This window comes from Micromonospora sp. NPDC048898 (assembly GCF_043198035.1).
In the GTDB taxonomy this organism is placed as follows: Bacteria; Actinomycetota; Actinomycetes; order Mycobacteriales; family Micromonosporaceae; genus Micromonospora.
The window spans coordinates 25342-41180 of the sequence record NZ_JBICUF010000014.1; the positions used below are offsets into that span (position 1 = coordinate 25342).

The 15839-nt window shown below is 71.7% G+C and carries 17 protein-coding genes and 1 pseudogene; 8 read left to right on the forward strand and 10 right to left on the reverse strand.

Translation table 11 applies throughout. The features are described 5' to 3' along the window. Positions 1-13: 13 nt before the first annotated feature. Together ACGFIQ_RS27810 and ACGFIQ_RS27815 are read right to left on the reverse strand one after the other, a co-directional pair. A complete protein-coding gene (locus tag ACGFIQ_RS27810; protein WP_393248452.1) occupies positions 14-814 on the reverse strand; it encodes an ABC transporter permease in 801 nt (266 codons plus the stop codon). Position 815: 1 nt separating this feature from the next. Then, complete coding sequence (locus ACGFIQ_RS27815; protein WP_393248453.1) at positions 816-1715, reverse strand: ABC transporter ATP-binding protein; 900 nt, start codon at positions 1713-1715, stop codon at positions 816-818. A 280-nt stretch (positions 1716-1995) separates the two neighbouring features. On the opposite strand from ACGFIQ_RS27815, the gene ACGFIQ_RS27820 reads away from it, so the two are divergent. Beyond that, the gene (locus tag ACGFIQ_RS27820) at positions 1996-2850 is read left to right on the forward strand and encodes an alpha/beta hydrolase (RefSeq protein WP_393248454.1); all 855 of its coding nucleotides are present in this window, start codon (positions 1996-1998) and stop codon (positions 2848-2850) included. Here ACGFIQ_RS27820 and ACGFIQ_RS27825 read toward each other — a convergent pair. Further along, a complete protein-coding gene (locus tag ACGFIQ_RS27825) occupies positions 2772-4907 on the reverse strand; it encodes a prolyl oligopeptidase family protein (protein WP_393248615.1) in 2136 nt (711 codons plus the stop codon). The genes ACGFIQ_RS27820 and ACGFIQ_RS27825 overlap by 79 nt on opposite strands. A gap of 137 nt (positions 4908-5044) precedes the next feature. On the opposite strand from ACGFIQ_RS27825, the gene ACGFIQ_RS27830 reads away from it, so the two are divergent. From ACGFIQ_RS27830 to ACGFIQ_RS27840, 3 genes are all read left to right on the forward strand, one after another. Continuing rightward, positions 5045-5254 carry a type II toxin-antitoxin system VapB family antitoxin gene (locus ACGFIQ_RS27830; protein ID WP_393248455.1) on the forward strand — a complete coding sequence of 70 codons (210 nt, stop codon included), beginning with the start codon at positions 5045-5047 and terminating at the stop codon, positions 5252-5254. Further along, entirely contained in the window at positions 5251-5670 is a 420-nt protein-coding gene (locus ACGFIQ_RS27835) for a PIN domain nuclease (RefSeq protein ID WP_393248456.1), read from the forward strand. Before ACGFIQ_RS27830 ends, ACGFIQ_RS27835 begins: the two co-directional genes overlap by 4 nt. Before the next feature lie 110 nt (positions 5671-5780). Next, a complete protein-coding gene (locus tag ACGFIQ_RS27840) occupies positions 5781-6902 on the forward strand; it encodes a site-2 protease family protein (RefSeq protein ID WP_393248457.1) in 1122 nt (373 codons plus the stop codon). On the opposite strand, the gene ACGFIQ_RS27845 is transcribed toward ACGFIQ_RS27840, so the two are convergent. Both ACGFIQ_RS27845 and ACGFIQ_RS27850 read right to left on the reverse strand, forming a co-directional pair. Further along, the gene (locus tag ACGFIQ_RS27845; protein ID WP_393248458.1) at positions 6899-8182 is read right to left on the reverse strand and encodes an FAD-binding protein; all 1284 of its coding nucleotides are present in this window, start codon (positions 8180-8182) and stop codon (positions 6899-6901) included. The two genes, ACGFIQ_RS27840 and ACGFIQ_RS27845, sit on opposite strands and share 4 nt — an antisense overlap. After that, positions 8179-8931 (reverse strand): hypothetical protein, encoded by a 753-nt coding sequence (locus ACGFIQ_RS27850; RefSeq protein WP_393248459.1) that lies wholly within the window; start codon positions 8929-8931, stop codon positions 8179-8181. Before ACGFIQ_RS27850 ends, ACGFIQ_RS27845 begins: the two co-directional genes overlap by 4 nt. A 119-nt stretch (positions 8932-9050) precedes the next feature. Between ACGFIQ_RS27850 and ACGFIQ_RS27855 the strand changes: the two genes are divergently transcribed. Further along, a complete protein-coding gene (locus tag ACGFIQ_RS27855; RefSeq protein ID WP_393248460.1) occupies positions 9051-9488 on the forward strand; it encodes a hypothetical protein in 438 nt (145 codons plus the stop codon). 37 nt (positions 9489-9525) lie between these two features. Here the strand turns inward: ACGFIQ_RS27855 and ACGFIQ_RS27860 are convergent, their stop codons facing one another. The 5 genes from ACGFIQ_RS27860 to ACGFIQ_RS27880 form a co-directional block, all read right to left on the reverse strand. Then, positions 9526-10455, reverse strand: a complete 930-nt coding sequence (locus tag ACGFIQ_RS27860) for an LLM class F420-dependent oxidoreductase (protein ID WP_393248461.1) — start codon at positions 10453-10455, stop codon at positions 9526-9528. 69 nt (positions 10456-10524) lie between these two features. After that, a complete protein-coding gene (locus tag ACGFIQ_RS27865) occupies positions 10525-11565 on the reverse strand; it encodes a hypothetical protein (protein ID WP_393248462.1) in 1041 nt (346 codons plus the stop codon). After that, positions 11565-11834, reverse strand: a complete 270-nt coding sequence (locus tag ACGFIQ_RS27870) for a hypothetical protein (RefSeq protein WP_393248463.1) — start codon at positions 11832-11834, stop codon at positions 11565-11567. Before ACGFIQ_RS27870 ends, ACGFIQ_RS27865 begins: the two co-directional genes overlap by 1 nt. Positions 11835-12124: 290 nt before the next feature. Further along, on the reverse strand, positions 12125-12919 hold the full coding sequence (locus ACGFIQ_RS27875) for a class I SAM-dependent methyltransferase (protein WP_393248464.1): 795 nt from the start codon (positions 12917-12919) through the stop codon (positions 12125-12127). 41 nt (positions 12920-12960) lie between these two features. Continuing rightward, positions 12961-13515 carry a Uma2 family endonuclease gene (locus ACGFIQ_RS27880; RefSeq protein WP_393248465.1) on the reverse strand — a complete coding sequence of 185 codons (555 nt, stop codon included), beginning with the start codon at positions 13513-13515 and terminating at the stop codon, positions 12961-12963. 122 nt (positions 13516-13637) lie between these two features. On the opposite strand from ACGFIQ_RS27880, the gene ACGFIQ_RS27885 reads away from it, so the two are divergent. The 3 genes and pseudogenes from ACGFIQ_RS27885 to ACGFIQ_RS27895 form a co-directional block, all read left to right on the forward strand. Then, positions 13638-14093 carry a GNAT family N-acetyltransferase gene (locus ACGFIQ_RS27885; protein ID WP_393248466.1) on the forward strand — a complete coding sequence of 152 codons (456 nt, stop codon included), beginning with the start codon at positions 13638-13640 and terminating at the stop codon, positions 14091-14093. A 10-nt stretch (positions 14094-14103) separates the two neighbouring features. Continuing rightward, positions 14104-14583: a hypothetical protein gene (locus tag ACGFIQ_RS27890; RefSeq protein WP_393248467.1), complete on the forward strand. Its 480-nt coding sequence runs from the start codon at positions 14104-14106 to the stop codon at positions 14581-14583. A 75-nt stretch (positions 14584-14658) separates the two neighbouring features. Beyond that, positions 14659-15786: pseudogene (locus ACGFIQ_RS27895) on the forward strand (MFS transporter); the annotation flags it as partial. Between the last annotated feature and the right edge of the window lie 53 nt (positions 15787-15839).

Sequence of the window (15839 nt, forward strand, 5' to 3'; positions counted from 1 at the left end):
GCCTTCGTGGGGGTCAGACCCGCGCGGTGTCCCGGCGGAACAGCCGGGCCGCACCGACACCGAAGAGCAGCGCCCAGACGACGAGGTTGGCCACCGCCGCCACACTCACCCCCTCGCCGGTCAGCGGGGCGCGGGCCAGCACACCCATGCCGTACACCGGGGTGAACTTCGCGACCTGCTGAAGCACCTCCGGCAGCACCTCGACCGGGACGAACAGGCCACCGAACATGGCCAGCACGGCCAGGATCGGGCCGATGAACTGCATGACGTTCTCGGCCGGCACCAGGTAGCCGATGAACAGGCCGAACGCGGCGAAGACCAGCGAACCGAGCCAGGCGGCGAGCCCGGACAGCAGCCAGACGTACGCGGGGATGCGCACACCGGCCGCCGCGCCCACCAGGAACTCGACGACGACGGCGAGCAGGCCGAGGGTCATCGCGGTGACCAGCTTGGTCGCCACGTACGCGGTCGGGCGCAACGGGGTGAGCCGCAGTTGCCGGCTCCAGCCCAGTGCCCGCTCGGTGGCGACCGCGCCGCCCGCGCTGGTGGTCGCCACCATGGCCGCGTACACCGCCAGGCTGATCATGACGTACGCGGTGACCGGGCGACCGTTGTCCAGCGACTGCCCGCCCTGCGGCAGGCCGAAGATGAGGAAGAAGACGCCCGGCATGATCAGCGTGAAGGCGAGGGTGCGGCGGTTGCGCAGCACCCGGCGCAACTCGATGAGCAGGACTCCCGGAGCGAACCCGCCCAGGGCGGGCAGCCGACGGTCCGGCTCGGCGGCACGGGTGGGGGTGGGGGCGATGGTGGTCATCTCAGGCTCCGGTGTGCGCGGTGGTCAGGGCGAGGAAGGCGTCCTCGAGGTTGCGGGAGGTGATCTCCACGTCCCGGGCGTCGGTGCGGGTGAGCAGGTGCCGGGCGATCGCGTCCGAGTCGCCGGTGCGCACCAGCACGCTGTCGCCGCGTACCTCCACGGCGTCGACGCCGGGCAGCGCGGCCAGCGCGGCCTGGTCGGCGCCGGGCAGGGTGGCCCGGACCGTGCGGCCGGCGGCCAGGTTCTTGATCTCCGCGGTGGTGCCGTCGGCCACGATGCGCCCCTGTCGGACCAGCACGATCCGGTCGGCGTACGCGTCGGCCTCGTCCAGGTAGTGGGTGGCGAAGATGACGGTCCGGCCGGCCCGCGCGTCGCGGCGCAGGGCCTGCCAGAAGTCCCGCCGACCCTCGACGTCCATGCCGGTGGTCGGCTCGTCGAGCACCATCAGATCCGGGTCGGGCAACAGGGCCAGCGCGAAGCGCAGCCGCTGCTGCTGCCCGCCGGAGCACCGCCCGACGACCCGCCCGGCGATGTCGGCGATACCGGCCCGCTCCAGCACCTCGGCCGGCGGGCGGGTGTGCCGGTAGAAGTGCGCGCTCATCTCGACCGTCTCGCCGACGGTGAGGTCCTTGAGCAGCCCGCCGGTCTGGAGCACGGCGGCGACCCGGCCCCGGGCCACCGCGTTGTCCGGGGTGCCGCCGAGGATGCGGACGGTGCCCTCGTCCGGGCGGGCCAGACCGAGCAGCATGTCGATGGTGGTGGTCTTGCCCGCCCCGTTGGGGCCGAGGAACGCCACCACCTCGCCGGGCTGTACCCGCAGGCTCAGCCCGTCGACCGCGGTGACCGCGCCGAAGGTCTTGGTGAGGCCGCTCAACTCGACGGCCGGATGCGTACTGGTCATGTCACTCATGCTCCGGCGGCGCGTACCCCGATGCCCGGAGCGGTCGTCACGTCCCGGCCGTGACATTTGTCAGGGCCGGGACGGCACGCAGAGTGACCTCCGCGCGGGCGGGCACCACGGCGAGCGTGATGCCTCTGAGTCATCAATATGCCCCTGTGTCATCACGCTCTCTGCCAGGTCCGCCCCGCGCGGGGCACGGCGAGGCGAGCGCCGGCGGAGGAATTCCCGGCGCGGCAGCGGGTAACCGCCGGGCCGGACGCCGCGACACCGGGAGGATGCGATGGGTGCCACGCCGCAGGGCCAGGTCGACACGATCGTGCTGATCCACGGGCTCTGGATGACCTCGCGCAGCTGGCAGGGGTGGGCCGAGCGGTACACCGCGCGCGGCATGCACGTCATCGCCCCGGCCTGGCCCGGGATGGACCGGTCCGTGGAGGAGTTGCGGGACGACCCCGCCCCCATCGCCGAGCAGAGCATGGCCACGATCGTCGCGCACTACGACAGGATCATCCGGGCGCTGCCCCGACCACCGATCATCATGGGTCACTCGTTCGGCGGCCTGTTCGCCCAGGTCCTCGCCGACCGGGGTCTCGGCGCGGCGGTGGTGGGGGTGCATCCCGCGGCGGTGAAGGGGGTGCACAAGGTGCCGCTGAGTCAGCTGCGCTCCGGCTTCCCGATCCTGCGCAGCCCCGCCAACCGGAGCAGGGCCGTGCCGTTCACCCCGGACGACTTCGCCTACACCTTCGGCAACACGATGAGCCGTGCCGACTCCGACCGGGCGTGGCAGCGCTATGCCGTCCCCGGTGCCGGCCGGGTGTTCTTCGAGGGCGCGTTCGCCAACGTCGACCCGCGCTCACCCGCCCGGGTCGACACCGCACGCGACGACCGCGCGCCCCTGCTGCTGCTGGCCGGCGGAGCGGACCACGTGGTGCCGGCGTCGGTGGTGCGTGCCAACGCGGGGCTCTACCAGAAGTCCCGGGCGCTCACCGCGTACCAGGAGTTTCCCGGCCGGTCGCACTTCACCGTCGGGCAGGACGGCTGGGAGGAGGTCGCCGACTACGCGCTGGACTGGGCGCTGCGCGCGGCGGCCCTGCCCCGGGAGGCGACAATCGCCAGCGAAGCACCCCGCCGCTGAATCACTCCGTCAACCGGTCGCGTCACGACCCCGCCGCTCAGTTTCCGCCAGAGGAAATTCAGCGTGAGCGTCCACAGGAAGGCCCGCTGCTCGTTGTTCGCCGCCGCGCCGTGCCCACCGTCGACGTTTTCGTAGTAGGCCACCTGGTGGCCGTGCTCGCGCAGCCGGGCCGCCATCTTTCGAGCGTGGCCGGGGTGCACCCGGTCGTCTCGGGTCGAGGTGATGAGCAGGACCGGTGGGTATGACCGATCGCCGTCGATGTTGTGGTAGGGCGAAAACTCACGCAGGTACGCCCAGTCGGCCTCCCGATCCGGGTCACCGTACTCGGCCATCCACGACGCTCCCGCCAGCAGCCGGTGGTACCGCCGCAGGTCCAGCAACGGCACGTGCGCGACGACCGCGCCGAAGAGTGCCGGGTAGCGGGTCAGCATCACGCCCATCAGCAGGCCGCCGTTACTGCCGCCCTCGATGCCGAGCTGCGTCGGGGTCGTGATGCCCCGCGTCACCAGGTCGGTGGCCACCGCGGCGAAGTCCTCGAACGATCTGGGCCTGCCCTCCCGCAGTGCGGCCCGGTGCCACTCGGGGCCGTACTCTCCGCCGCCGCGGATGTTCGCCACCGCGTACGTGCCACCCCGGGCGAGCCATCCCCGCCCGATGACGCCGCCGTAGCACGGGGTCAGGGAATGTTCATACCCGCCATAACCGGTGAGCAGTGTCGGACTGTCCTCAGCGTCGGGATCGCCCACCACGAAGTACGGCACCCGCGTGCCGTCCGCCGAGGTGGCAAAGAACTGGCGAACGGTCAGGCCCTCGGCGTCGAACACGGCCGGCTCCCGTTTGAGGACCTCGGCCCCTCTGCTGACCAGTCCGAGGCGTAACGTCGCCGGCTGGAGAAACCCTTCCGAGGCGAGGAGGTAGTCGTCGCCGTTCTCCGGGTCGGTGGCCACAATCCGGCTGTGGTCGAGGTCGGGCACGCCCGCGAGCGGTTTGCGCTGCCAGCCGGTCTCGCCCGGCGTGAGCACCTGTAGACGGCTCTTCACGTCGGCGAGGGTGGCCAGGATCAGGTGGCTCCGGGTCCAGTGGTGATCGCTCAGTGCCGTCTGACCGTCCGGCTGGAACAGCACCGCCAACTCCCGGTCACCCGCCATGAACGCATCGAACCGGACCGCGAGCAGGGCCCCGGTCGGGTACGTCGTACCCCCGGTCGCCCACGACGACCTCAGCCGGACCAACAACCAATCCCGGTGTACGTCCCAACGGGCGTCCTCGGGAATGGGAATCCGGGTCAGCTCGCCGGTCTCGGTCAGCAGGTAGTTCTCCGTCCGGTAGAAGTCCAGGAACTGGCCCACGAAGTCGCGCTCGAAGCCGGGCGTCGGGTCGTGTGAGGCGTACACGGCGATGTCGTCCGACCGTGCCTCATGAACGGCGGTGGCCTCGGCGAGGGTGGTGCCGCGCCGCCACCGCCGCACCATGCGGGGATAACCAGAGGTGGTCTGGGAGCCGGGCCCGAAGTCGGTGGCGACGTAGATGGTGTCGAGGTCGATCCAGCAGACACTGCTCTTCGCCTCGGGGAGCGTGAAGCCGTCTACGACGAAGGCGCGGCCCTGCAGGTCGAACTCGCGCACCACGACCGCGTCCGCGCCGCCCCGGGACAAGCTGATCAGGGCGCGATGGTAACCGGGTCGCAGCATCCTCGCGCCGCTCCAGATCCAGTTCTCGTCCTCCGCGGCTGCCAACGCGTCGACGTCGAGCAGCACGTCCCAGTTCGGGTCGGGACCGCGGTACTGATCGAGCGTGGTCCGCCGCCAGACCCCACGCGGATGCGCCCCGTCCCGCCAGAAGTTGTAGTAGAAGCCGTCGCCGTACCAGCCCGGATAGGTGATCCGCTCATCGGAATCGAGCACCTGCCGGATCTCGGCCCGCATGTCGGCGAACGCCTCGTCACTGGTCAGCGCCGCGGCCGTCTCCGCGTTGCGGTCGTGCACCCATGCCGAGACGTCCACCCCCGCAAGGTCTTCCAACCACAGGTACGGGTCGTCACCCTCACCGGTCAGCATCGTCACCCTCGCAACTATCCCGCCGGACTCGCTGCGCGTCCACGGCCGGGCATCAGGTTGACGATTCAGCGAGGCGTGATATCAGAAGTACGCAAAGTTGATATCTTCGATGATGACCGCCTACCTGAGGAGGCACCGTGAGCCGGACGATCCTTGACGTCGACGACGAACTCCTCGCCGAGGCCGGCAAGATTCTCGGCACCGCGACGAAGAAGGCCACCGTCAACGCCGCCCTCAAGGCCATCGTCGATCGGGAAAAGCGGCGACAGTTCGCCGACTGGCTAAAGAGCGGAGGGCTGCCCGATCTGACCGGTCCCGTCGGGACCGCTGACTCGGACGCGGCGTGAATCACGAGCAATACCTGCTCGACAAGTCAGCCCTCGCCCGCTGGCCGAAGCGGCAAGTGGCTCCGGTGCTCAGTGAGCTCTCCGAGCGAGGGTTGCTCGCGGTGTGCGGGGCTGTCGAGATCGAAGTCATTCACAGTGCCCGTACTGCGAAGGACGCGCAGCGTGCCCGGTGGTTGATGAGCGGCTTCCGGTGGCTGTCAATGCCTGACGAGATCTGGGATCGAGCGATCGACGTGCAGGTGCAGGCCCTACACAAGGGCAACCACCGCGCGCTGTCCATGGCGGATCTGCTGATCGCCGCCACCGCCGAGCGACACAGGGTCACCGTCCTGCATTACGACGGGGACTTCGATCTCATCAGTGCGATCACCGGGCAGCCCAGCGCCTGGGTCGTCCCGCCCGGCACCGCCGACTGACTGGCAGCCGCAGCCTTCGATAGGCGGGGAGGGCGGCGACGGCGGCGGCGTCGCGTGTCCGGCTCAGCCGGAGCTGGCATGGGTGGGCCCGGCTGGGGTATCTCGGTGGGATGAGGGCCAGTTTCCGACTCGGTCGGATCGCGGGGGTGCCGGTCGGCGTCAACTGGAGCGTTCTGGTCATCTTCGCGTTGATCGCGTGGGGTCTGGCCGCGAACCAGTTCCCCCGCTCGTACCCGGATCGCTCGTCCGTGGCGTACACCCTCGCCGGTCTGGTGGCGGCGGTGGTCTTCTTCGTCGGCCTGCTCGCCCACGAGGTGTCGCACGCGGTGGTGGCCAAGCGCAACGGGCTGGAGGTCGACGGCATCACGCTGTGGCTGTTCGGCGGGGTGGCCGAGTTGCGGGGCGAGCCGCGCGACCCGGGCGCGGAGCTGCGGATCGCCGGGGTCGGCCCGCTGGTCAGCCTGCTGCTCGGGGCGTTCTTCGGCGCGATCGCCGCGCTGCTCGCGTTGGCCGGGCAGGATGGGCTGCTCTTCGGGGCGGTGGCGTGGCTGGCCGGCATCAACGTGCTGCTGGCCATCTTCAACGTACTGCCGGCCGCGCCGCTGGACGGCGGCCGGTTGCTGCGCGCCGCGGTGTGGAAGGCGACCGGTGACCGGACCAGGGCGTCGGTGGTGGCCGCGCGGGCGGGCTGGGTGCTGGGTGTCCTGCTGATCGGTCTGGGGTTGTGGCAGTTCCTGTCCGGGGTCGGTTTCGGTGGGCTCTGGCTGGCCCTGATCGGTTGGTTCCTGATCGGGGCCGCCGCGATGGAGGAACGGCAGGCCCGCACCGGCAGCGCGCTGCGCGGTGTGCGGGTGGGTGACGTCATGACGCCGCAGCCGCAGACCGCCTCGGCGGAGATGACTGTCGCCGACTTCGTCGACCACTACCTGTTCGCGTACCGGCATTCGGCGCTGCCGCTCACCGAGGAGGGCCGGCCGACCGGCCTGGTCACCGTCGACCGGGTGCGCGGTGTGCCGGCCGAGCGGCGGGCGTCGACCACGCTGGCCGAGGTGGCCTGCCGAGCCGACCAGTTGGTCCTGGCCCAGCCCGGCGAAGAACTCAATGACCTGCTCCCCCGGCTCAGCGAGTGTGCCGACGGCCGAGCCCTGGTGGTAACGGACGGTCAATTGGTCGGAATAGTCTCCCCCAGCGACATCAGCCGAGCCGTCCAACGCAGCACCCTACGGGCTTAGCGGGGGAAGTACCCGTCCAGCAGGTCGGTGCGGAACTTGCCGGTCGGGTCCAGGTGGCGCAGCAGGTCGGCGAAGTCGGCGTGCCTCGGGTAGCGGGCGGCCAACTCCGTCGGGTCGGTGACGAAGACCTTGCCCCAGTGTGGGCGCGGCGCGAAGGGCGCCAGGCGTTCCTCCACCGCGGCCACCACCGGCAGTACGGCGGCGGTGTCGTCGATCCAGGTGAAGTGCACGACGAAGCTGTCCCGCTGGTAATTCGGGCTGAGCCACAGCTCGTCCGCCGCCACCGTCCGCAACTCGCACACCAGCAGCACCGGCGCGATCAGGTGCACCACCTCGTCCAGCGCGGCGAGCGCGTCGGCCGCCGCCGTACGCGGCACGTGGTATTCGGACTGCAACTCGTCGCCGCTGCTCGGGGTGAAGCCGAGCTTGAAGTGTGGCAGCCGCTCGTGCCACGGGCCCGGCTCGCCGAGCTGCGGCGTGCAGTGCTCCGGCGACATGCCGAGCACCGGGTGCCGTGGCGCGGTGGCGGCGGTGGTGCCGAGCCAGTCCGCCGGGGGCGGCGGTTGGTCGGCCAGCTGCTTGCGCCACACCTCACGCAGTCGGGGTGCCCGCCAGTCGGTGAAGACACTCACGCTGTACGCCGAGTCGAGCGCCTCGTCCAACGCCTCCCGGTCGAGGTCGAGCGACACGTACTGGCGCAGCTCGTAGGCCGGCACCACGTCCAGGGTGACCCGGGTGACCAGGCCGAGCGCGCCGAGACCGACCACCATGCCGGCGAACGTGTCCGGGTCGGTCTCGCGGTCGACCCGCCGCAGGTCGCCGTCCGCGGTGACCAACTCCAGGCCGGCGACCGCGGTGGCCAGGTTGCCGTGGGTCGGACCGGAGCCGTGGGTGGCGGTGGCCACCGCGCCGGCCACCGAGATGTGCGGCAGCGAGGCGAGGTTGGCCAGCGCGTACCCCTGGGTGTGCAGGTGTCGGGCGACGTCGCCGTAGCGCATCGCGCCGCTCACGGTGGCCTGCCCGCGCTCGCGGTCCACCTCGACGACCGGGGGCAGCCCGGCGAGGGTGACCAGGTCGCCGTCGGTGTCGCCGAAGCGGTTGAAGGAGTGCCCGCTGCCCACCGCCCGGATCCGGGTGCTGCCGGCGACCAGGCGGCGCAGGTCGTCGGTGGACGTCGGCCGGTGGAACGCCCGAGCGGCGTACCGCACGTTGCCGGCCCAGTTGCGGCGCGGAACGTCGGCCGCGGTGGCCGGTGTGGCGTGCGGTCCGTGCGCGATCATGTTGCGGTCTCCCGATCGGTGGACTGGTGGTCGGCCAACGCGGCGACGAGGGCGTCCAGAACCGTATCCGTCTGGAACGTGTGGTAGCCACGTTGGGCGATCGGCAGACCGGCCGCGCTGGAGCGTTCGATCTCACCCCGGGCCGCCTGCCGGCTGGGCGCGTCCCCGGCCAGCAGGGCGTCCTGACCACGGCGGATCAACCGGTCGACCCGGTCCATCTGGTAGCCCCGCAGGCCCACCGGCAGGTCCGGGTCGGCGAAGGCGGCTCGGCGCAGCGCCAGCAGGTCGACGAAACGGTCACCGGCGTACTGGGTGAGCGCGGCGGCCACCTGGTCGGGCTGCTCGCGGACCTGGTCGAGGACGAGCAACTCGATGGCGGGGCGACCGTCGAGTGGGTGGCGGGCGGTCACCGGTTCCAGCGGCACACCCGGCACGGGCACCAGCAGCAGTCGCGGCGGCCTCCGGTAGCCGTCGCGGCGGGGCGGCTCGTCCAGGACCAACGCGTCGACCTCGGCCCACCGGATGTCCCGGCGCAGGCCGGGCCGTCGGATGGTGAGCCCCTCGGCGCCGATCCCGAACCGGAACGGTCGCAGCGCGCTGACCAGCGCCACGACGCCGAGCGCGACGGCACCCCCCGCGATGATCGTCCGTAGCGGGGCGCCGTCGCTGGGATAGACCAACAGCAACACCCCACCGAGTACGCACACCAGAGCGAGCGCACGGGCCCCCCGATTCCGGCGTAGTTCCACGCTCGGACCCCCGTTCATGACCGTGGCGTCGGTTCTCGCATCCTCCGCCAAACCGCCCACCGAGGACACCGGTCGATCGGGCACGGTTGTTCTCGTCATCGCCGGGGAACCCTACGCCCATGAGCAGCTACCGCGACCCGGCCCCACGGGGCGACGTGTTCCCCTCCGAGGAGGAACTGGACCCGACCGGCAGCGGCGTCGAGCAGGCCAGCGCGCCGCCAACCGGCGGGTCGCCCAGCCATCCGTCGCCCACGCCCGGTCCCCGACCCACCCCGGCACCCGCGCCGGCCCCGACTCCGGTGCCGGCACCCGGCCCCGCGCCGCGCGCGCCGGGTGCCGGGCCACAGTCGATCGTGACCCGGCACCTGGACGGCTCGGTGGAGGTGGTCACCGACCTCGACGGCGACGGCGTCGCCGACGTCGTGCAGATCGACGTGGACGGCGACGGGATCGCCGACATCACCTACGTGGACAGTGACCGGGACGGGCGGCTGGACACCGTGCTGGGAGACCCACACGCGTCCGGGACGGGCGTGGGCGCCCACCGCCGCGCCTGACCGTCACCGCCGCCCGTCGGCCCGTCGGCCCGTTGGGTCAGAGCTTCGCCATGACCTCGTGGGCGACCAGTTCGAGGTGCTCCAGGTCGCCGAGGTCCAGCACCTGTAGGTAGAGCCGCTGGCTGCCGATCTCCGCGTACCGGCCGATGGTGTCCAGGACCTCGCCGGGCGTCCCGGCCAGGCCGTTGACCCGCAACTCGTCCGGTTCGCGGCCGATCGCGGCGGCCCGACGAGCCACCTCGGCGTCGTCGCGTCCGCAGCAGAGCACCAGGGCGTTGGACCACACCATGTCGGCCGGGTCCCGGCCGATCTCCCCGCACGCGGCGCGGACCCGGTCGAACTGGGCCGCCGTGTCCGGCACCGAGGCGAACGGCAGGTTGAACTCGTCGGCGTAGCGGGCGGCCAGCCTGGGGGTGCGCTTCGGGCCCGTCCCGCCGAGCAGGATCGGCGGGCGCGGCTGCTGCACGGGCTTCGGCAGTGCGGGCGAGTCCCGGACCGGGTAGTACCGGCCGTCGTACTCGAAGCGCTGCCCCGCCGGCGTGGACCAGAGCCCGGTGATGACCGCGAGTTGCTCCTCCAGCCGGTCGAACCGCTCGGCCAGGGGCGGGAACGGGATGCCGTACGCGCTGTGTTCCTCGGCGTACCAGCCGGTGCCGATGCCCAACTCGACGCGACCGCCGCTCATCTGGTCGACCTGCGCCACGGTGATCGCCAGCGGGCCGGGCAGCCGGAAGGTGGCCGCGGTCATCAACGTGCCGAGCCGGATGCGGCTGGTGTCTCGGGCCAGGCCAGCCAGCGTGGTCCACGCGTCGGTGGGACCGGGCTCGCCGGTCACGTCACCCATCTTGAGGTAGTGGTCGGACCGGAAGAACGCACCGTAGCCGGCGTCCTCGGCGCAGCGGGCGACGGCGAGCAACTGGTCGTAGCTGGCGCCCTGCTGGGGTTCGGTGAAGATCCGCAATTCCATCATCCGAGCATAGGGTCCCCCGGTCGACCCGGTCGGCAGTCGCACCGACCGGGTCGCCGAGCCGCAGACTCAGGCGTACGGCGGGGTGGCGTAGGCGGACCGCAGCGCGGCCAGTCCGGTCGCCTTCGGGGTCAGCGTGCCCCACCCGGAGTTGAAGTAGTTGGTGCGGGCGATCGGCGGTCCACCCTCGGCGTTGAGCTGGGCGATGGCCGCCGGCACGGTGGCGATCCAGGCGGCCTGGTTGGGGATCTCGGCCACCCGCACCCCCCACTCCGCGATGAGCACCCGGCGGGACAGCGCCACCGGACCGAGGTCGGCCACCGCCCAGTCCTTGGTGCGGCGGAACCGGGCCAGCGCGGTGTGGCTGGCGTTGGTGCCGTAGACGTTCCACTGGAGGAAGTCCAGCCGGGTCATCAGCGACTCCGGGTGGACGCGCTGGAAGCAGGCCCGGTCGAAGCCGCCGATGCCGACCGAGAACGTCGTACCGCCGGGCAGCGTCCGCGCCTTGAACCAGGTGAGGATGTAGTTGATCGCCTGCACCGCGCGGGCGTCGGACTGCGCCCAGGTGTACGCCACCCCGGCGTCGGTGGTGCCGAACTCGTGGTCGGTGTCCAGTTCGGACGCCAGTTGGATGTTCACGCCGAAGCCGAGCGTCCGATACTGCGCCAACGCGCGGGCGAACAACCCGTCACACTGACCGCTGACCACCTGTCCGTACCCGTACGCCTTCGGCCAGGTCGTGCCGGGGCGCTGTTGGATGGTCATCGACGGCGCCGGCACGGTGTAGGTGGTGCCGTCCACGGTGAAGGTCTGCGGGCCGGTGTCCGCGGCGCCGTAGTGCTTGAGTTCCAACACCATGTTGATCTGTACCCCCGCCTTACCGAGGGTGATCAGCCAGGGCCGGTTGTAGCCGGGGAAGGTGTAGCCGTCGGCGAAACTGCGGTACTGGGTCAGGGAGCGGAAGTTGCCGCCGGCCATGTCGGCGGTCGGGTCGGCACCACCGGAGAGGTAGTAGCCGCCGAGCACCGGCTGGCTACCCACGATGTAGTCGGCGGTGGCCGTCGCGGTGTTGCCGGCCGTGTCACGCACCTGGACGGTGACGCGGGGCATCACGCCACCGCCCGGTACACGGCGACGGCACCGTTGTCGGAGACCCGGGTCCAGATACGCCCGGAGCTGTCGGTCACGGTCAGGGTGAGCGGGTCGATGACCGCGGTGACCTTGACGGGTGCGCTGCTGTTGCCCTGCGCGTCGGTGACCACGATGGTGACGGTCAACGGCTTGGTGTCGGCGTCGGCGTAGGTGACGGTCAAGAGCATCTGGTCGCCCGGCGAGTAGACCGGCGCGGTAAGGGTTGCGGTTGCGGTGGGAGCGGCCATGGAAATGCCTCTCTGAGATAGGTCGCCGGGTCCGGGCGCACGAATGAGCGACTCCGAGCCGACGTGACGCACAGAAGTGCGAGAGGGAAGACGGGACACCGGCCCAGACGACGCGGCCGTGCGGCGGCGTCGGCGGTGATGACGTCCTTGTCCCGGTGAGGAGGAAACCGCTGCGGGCGCCCCCAGCGGAGTCGGCACCTGCCCCAACAGTGCTCCGCGAAAGGCCCTACCGTCTTGTCCGGTGCACGACACAGACCCCCGCTGACCTGCGGAAACGTGAGTCGCGGTTGCTACCCGGCCGCGACACCCCGCACGGCCCAGGCGCGCGCGCCGAGGTGGATCGAGCCGTCCGGCTCGACCGGGAGACGGGCCGCCAGCGCCTCCCGCAGCGCGTCCCGGGCCGGCTCGGCCAACGTCGTGAGGTACCCCGGCGCCGTGCCCTGCCCACCGAGGAACGGCGTCCAGTAGTCGGCGAAGTCGGCGAAGACCGTCGGCACGTCGACCGGTCGGACCGACACCTCGCCCAGGCCGGCGTCCTCCCAGAGCGCCCGCAACGCCTCGGGCCGCCACACGGTGCCACGGCTCTGCTCGTCGAACGTCGCCGCGGCCGGGTCGAGCCGCGCGGCGGCGTCCCAGAAGTGCCGCATCATCGCCATGCCGTCGGCGTAGTCCCAGATGTAGGCGGCCACCGTCCCCGCCGGCCGGACCACCCGGGTGAACTCCGCCACCGCCCGCGCCGGCTCCGGCACGAAGTTGAGTGTCAACCCGCTCACCACCACGTCCGCGGTGCGGTCACCCACCGGCAGCGCGCGGGCGTCGCCCACCTGGAAGGTCGCCCGCGCGTCGGCGACCCGGGTACGCGCGGTCGAGACGAAACCCACCGACCGGTCGACGCCGGTGACCCGAGCGGGTGCGGCGTCGGCGAGGATCGTCGAGGTCAGCACGCCGGTGCCGCAGCCGACATCCAGCCACTGCCGACCGGGCGCCACGCCCAACTCGCGCAGGAACTCCGCCGCGACCAGGCGGCTCCACCGACCGACGTACGCCTCGTACGCGTCACCGTCCGCCCACACCGGGTGCGTCATGCCGGCACGATACGACGGGCGCTGTCACTCGGCGGTGAATTTCAGTCGAGATGATCGGCGGGAGTCGTCTGCAGCAGCCACGCCAACGGCATCCGGGCCCGCTCCTCGTAGCTGCCGTCCCCGCCCAGCCGATGCAGGGTGACCGTCTGCGCGCCGTCCCGGTCCACCACCCAGTACCGTGGGATCCCCGCCGACGCGTACTCGCGGACCTTCGTCACCGAGTCGATCGCTTCCGAGCCCGGCGAGACGATCTCCACGACGAGCACGACGTCGTCGACCGCCGCCCAGACGCTGCGGGTCGGCGGCTTGCGCCACACACTGAGGTCGGGGATGCGACCGCCGTTGCCAGCCGGGCCGGAGATGCGCAGGCCGGCCGCCTGAAGCACCTGCTCGGCGGGCCAACCCGCCATGATCAGCCAGGCGAAGAGGCGACTGGCGATCATGGCGTGGTCCGAGTCGGGGGGCGGCATGACCGACAGGACCCCCTCGGGGCTGGTCTCGTAACGGTGGCCGTTCGGGTCGGCGGCGTTCATCGCCGCCACGTCGTCGAGCGTCACGATGGCGGGCATGTGCATGCCGACGGCCTCAGCGCTCATGAGCCTCATCCTAATTGACGAGCGGCACCTCGCCCTGCTCCGCTCAGCGACGTCGGCGTGCCGGGTCGAGCAGGGCGGGCGGGGTGTCGGACTTCTCGTGGGGCGGCGCTAGCGTGGTGATCATGGTGGAGTGGGAGCTGCGGCCGGCCTCGATGGCGGACGTCGACGCCGTGGCCGAGCTGCGGGCCGTGGTGCTGCGGGCCGATCTGGAGCGACTCGGGCGCTACGACGACCAGCGCGTGCGGCAGCGCCTGCGCGACGGCTTCGTTCCGGCGTACACCTGGGTTGTCGAGGTGGGCGGTGCGTTCGCCGGCTGCGTGGCGCTGCGCCCGGCGGACGACGCCCGTTGGTTGGAGCACTTCTACCTGTCGCCGCACCTCCAGGGCAGCGGCATCGGCACGGCCGTGCTGCGCGAGCTGCTGGACCGGTGCGACCGCGACGGCACCCCGGTCCGGCTGAACGTGTTGCGGGGCAGTCCGGCCCGGCGGCTCTACGAGCGACACGGGTTCACGCTCGATGCCGAGGATCCGGTGGACGTGTTCCTGGTGCGCGCACCAACACCGCCGCCGTCAACGTAATGTTGACAGGGTGACGTCGGAGCTGGGGCAGTTGGCGGACGTCCAGGTTGCCCGTTCCCGCCTGGACGAGCAGGAGCTGGACCTGATCGACCGGGCGCGGCACGGCGGCGCGACGTGGGCGCAGATCGCACAGGCGTTGGGCCTCGGCAGCCGGCAGGCCGCCGAGCAACGCCGGCAGCGCCTGGTGGCGGCGCGGCGGTCGCGGCAACAGCAGCTCGATGTCCGCTACTCGACGCAGATCTCGGCGGTGCGGGCCGCCGTGGCCGAGCTCGGACGATGGATTGCCGCCGACCGGCGGTGGGACGCGCGGTTCCGTCGGGCGGCGCTGGTGCGCGGCACGGTGGACGCCGCCCTGGACGCCACCCCGGGCTCGCTGTACGCGTTGGCCCTGCATCTCGTCACCGACCTCGGCGAGGCGGGCGACCAGCTGCCGGCACCGGCCCGCGCCGCCACGGCGACCATCGAGGACGCGTTGTCAATGCCCCGTTGACGTAACCCGCAAGCATTGCGCCCGCATGCCTCAACCAACAGGATGTGAGTCACCTCGGCTCAATCTGGAGGGCCCATGCGGCGCAACGCGGGACTGTTCGTGGCGATCTCCCTGCTGTCCGGCTTCGGCAGCAGCGCCATGTCCCTGGTGGCCGGCATCTGGATCCTGGACCTCACCGGCTCCACCGGCCTCGCGGCCCTCGCCGGGCTGTGCGTGTACGCCCCGGTGCTCACCGGCCCGTGGCTTGGTGGCCTGCTCGACTCCGCACCCCGACGGCCACTTGTCATCGCGGTCAACCTCCTGCTGGCCGCCGCCCTGCTGACGCTGTTCGCGGTGCGGGGGCCGGGGCAGACGTGGCTCATCTTCGCCGTCTCCTCCGTCTACGGCGTCAGTTATGTGCTCATCGACGCCGGCGAGTCGGCGCTGTTGCCGTCCGCGCTGTCACCCACCGAACTCGGCGACGTCAACGGATGGCGCTCCAGCGCCCAGGAGGGCATGAAACTCGTCGCCCCGCTGGCCGGTGCCGCCCTCTACGCGTGGCGCGGCGGCCACGCGGCCGTCGTCCTCGGCGCGGCCACGCCGGTCCTGGTCGCCATCCTGTACGCGGCGGTGCGCCTGCACCGCACGCCACCCGACCAGCCACCGCAGCGGCACCGCCGTCTGCGTGCCGGATTGTCTGTCCTGTTCGGACAGCGGGCGACGGGCGTGCCGGTCGCGCTCGCCGCCGTGGCCATCGCGATGTCCGGCTTCACCACCGCGGCGGTCTACCAGATCGTGATCACGGAACTCCGCCTACCGACGACGTTCCTGGGTGTGCTGACCAGCGCGCAGGGCGCCGGTTCCGTCATCGGCGGCCTGCGCGTCGGCAGGCTCCTGGCCGGCCGGGGCCCCACCGCTGTCGGTGTCGCCGGAACCGTGCTGTTCGCCGTCGGTTGCCTGGCCCGTTGCCTGCCGTGGTGGCCGGTCACGGTCGCCGGTGCGGTGCTCGCCGGCGTCGGCCTGCCCTGGACCCTGGTCGCGGCGGTGACCGCCGTGCAGACGCACACGCCGTCGGCACTGCTGGGCCGGGTCTCCGCGACGGCGAACACCGCGATGTTCGGCCCGCTCGTGCTGGCCATCCCGCTCGGCTCGGCGGCCGTGCACCTCGGCGGACGCCCACCACTCGTCGCCGCTGTCGTGTTCTGCCTGACGGCGGTGGCCGCCACGCTCCGGTTTTCCACGGGCACGGTCGACCGGCTCGCGGGCGTGGTTAACTA

Bases quoted from the DNA above. Each gene is read 5' to 3' on its own strand.
- ACGFIQ_RS27810 (WP_393248452.1), bottom strand. From the start codon at position 814: ATGACCACCATCGCCCCCACCCCCACCCGTGCCGCCGAGCCGGACCGT.
- ACGFIQ_RS27815 (WP_393248453.1), bottom strand. From the start codon at position 1,715: ATGACCAGTACGCATCCGGCCGTCGAGTTGAGCGGCCTCACCAAGACC.
- ACGFIQ_RS27820 (WP_393248454.1), top strand. From the start codon at position 1,996: ATGGGTGCCACGCCGCAGGGCCAGGTCGACACGATCGTGCTGATCCAC.
- ACGFIQ_RS27825 (WP_393248615.1), bottom strand. From the start codon at position 4,907: ATGCTGACCGGTGAGGGTGACGACCCGTACCTGTGGTTGGAAGACCTT.
- ACGFIQ_RS27840 (WP_393248457.1), top strand. From the start codon at position 5,781: ATGAGGGCCAGTTTCCGACTCGGTCGGATCGCGGGGGTGCCGGTCGGC.
- ACGFIQ_RS27845 (WP_393248458.1), bottom strand. From the start codon at position 8,182: ATGATCGCGCACGGACCGCACGCCACACCGGCCACCGCGGCCGACGTT.
- ACGFIQ_RS27855 (WP_393248460.1), top strand. From the start codon at position 9,051: ATGAGCAGCTACCGCGACCCGGCCCCACGGGGCGACGTGTTCCCCTCC.
- ACGFIQ_RS27860 (WP_393248461.1), bottom strand. From the start codon at position 10,455: ATGGAATTGCGGATCTTCACCGAACCCCAGCAGGGCGCCAGCTACGAC.
- ACGFIQ_RS27865 (WP_393248462.1), bottom strand. From the start codon at position 11,565: ATGCCCCGCGTCACCGTCCAGGTGCGTGACACGGCCGGCAACACCGCG.
- ACGFIQ_RS27870 (WP_393248463.1), bottom strand. From the start codon at position 11,834: ATGGCCGCTCCCACCGCAACCGCAACCCTTACCGCGCCGGTCTACTCG.
- ACGFIQ_RS27875 (WP_393248464.1), bottom strand. From the start codon at position 12,919: ATGACGCACCCGGTGTGGGCGGACGGTGACGCGTACGAGGCGTACGTC.
- ACGFIQ_RS27880 (WP_393248465.1), bottom strand. From the start codon at position 13,515: ATGAGCGCTGAGGCCGTCGGCATGCACATGCCCGCCATCGTGACGCTC.
- ACGFIQ_RS27885 (WP_393248466.1), top strand. From the start codon at position 13,638: ATGGTGGAGTGGGAGCTGCGGCCGGCCTCGATGGCGGACGTCGACGCC.